Here is a 1,809-nt window from a genome sequence, read left to right on the forward strand (position 1 = left end):
GCAAGAGCGGGTAGTTAAGGGTTTGTGGTGGGTGTCAAGGCCCTGGGCTGCCGGGTGGCATGGGAAACGAGACCTCTGATACATCGGGTTCTTGTCTAAGGAATCGGTGTTCGGAGGTCTCGTCGTGTCTGAGTCTGCCATGGTCTGTGCCTCGCGCACCATCGCGGTTGCTCCGGGTGTTTTCGCTGCTGGTCATCTGGGTGAGTTGACGGCGTTGGTGCCGTTTGAGCTGGTGGATGCGGTGTTGGAGCAGACGGGGTGTGTGCAGCGCAGGGTGCGGATGCTGCCTTCGCGGGTGGGTGTGTATCTGGTGTTGGCGATGGTGTTGTTCCCGCAGGTGGGGCTGGCCGGGGTGTGGTCGCGGTTGACCGGCGGGTTGCGGGGCCTGCCGAAGATCATGGTGCCGGCTCCGTCGGGTAAGGCGTTGCGGGATCTGCGGCGGCGGGTGTCAGTAGCGCCGATCAGGTCGTTGTTCGAGCACCTGGCTGGTCCGACGTCCTGGCCGGGGATGCCGGGCTGCCGCTACCGCGGGTTGCGGATGGTGGCGATCGACGGGTGTTCCTCGTTCAAGGCGCCGGACACGCCACGGAACCGGGCGGTGTTCCGGATCGGGCGGCGCCGGTCGGGCAACGACGGCTGGCCTGGGGTGCAGCTGCTGGCTTTGGCCGAGTGCGGCACCCGGGCGCTGTTGGGCGCGACGGTGACGGCGTTGTCGGTCGGGGAGATCCCGGCCGCCGCCGCGCTGTGGGCCCGGCTGGATGCCTCGATGCTGCTGCTGGCCGATGCGGCATTTGACGCCGACAAGGTCATGACCGCCATCGCCGGACGCCAGGCGCAGTTCCTTATCCGGGTCAACGCAGTGCGCAAACCCGCGGTGCTGGCGGTGCTGCCCGACGGGTCGTTCCTGACCCGCATCGGCGGACTTCGGCTGCGGGTAATCGATGCACAGATCAGCATCACCGGCGCCGACGGCACACAGGTGACCGGCCGCTGGCGCCTGGTGACCACGCTCACCAACCACCGCACCGATCCCGCCAAGGCGCTGGTGCAGCTCTACCACCAGCGCTGGGAGGTCGAGACCTGCTTCTTCGGGCTACGCCACACCCTGGCCGGCCGCACCGTGCTGCGCTCCGGCGACCAGTTCGGCATCGCCCAGGAAATGTGGGCTCTGGCCTGCATCTGGCAGATCCTCACCACAGTCATGACCGACGCCGCCGCAACCCGGCCCGGTATGGACCCCGACCGGTGCTCGTTCACCGTCGCCCTGGCCGCCGCCCGCGACAGCATCATCCGCGCCGACCACATAGGCGGCCACCCCGACATCATCTCCGGCACCATCGGCGCAGCCGTCCTGGACCAGCCGCTAGATCCCCGCCGGCCCCGCATCGCCGCCCGCGTGCTGAAAGCACCCGGCTCCCGCTACCCCAAACACCGCCCCCACGACCCACGCCCACACCGAGGCACCCGGATCACCGCCATCAACACCCACATCACAGCACCGCAGGTCGAACACAGCCCACCACCGGACCCAGCCCTGATCCACGCCCTACACAACCAACACCCCGCCATGACCGGCCACATGATCAACGCCCTGGCCATCCTGCACACCACACCCGGCACACCCCACTCCGGCCGCGCCATCGCCCGCGCCCTAGGCATCACCGGCAGAGCCGCACTCAACGTCTTCGGCGTCGCCCTCAACACCGCCGCCCGACGCGGCCACATCACCAAAACCGCCCCCGGCACCTACACCATCACCCCACAACAAACCTTGACCACAAACCGAAACCCTTAACTACCCGATCTTGG

At 67.9% G+C, this 1,809-nt stretch carries 1 protein-coding gene; it reads left to right on the plus strand.

The genetic code is table 11. The features are described 5' to 3' along the window. The first annotated feature begins 124 nt into the window (after positions 1 to 124). Complete coding sequence (locus ABH935_RS50810) at positions 125 to 1,795, plus strand: IS4 family transposase (protein WP_370385234.1); 1,671 nt, start codon at positions 125 to 127, stop codon at positions 1,793 to 1,795. Positions 1,796 to 1,809: the final 14 nt, after the last annotated feature.

It is taken from the genome of Catenulispora sp. GAS73 (genome assembly GCF_041262085.1).
In the GTDB taxonomy this organism is placed as follows: Bacteria; Actinomycetota; Actinomycetes; order Streptomycetales; family Catenulisporaceae; genus Catenulispora.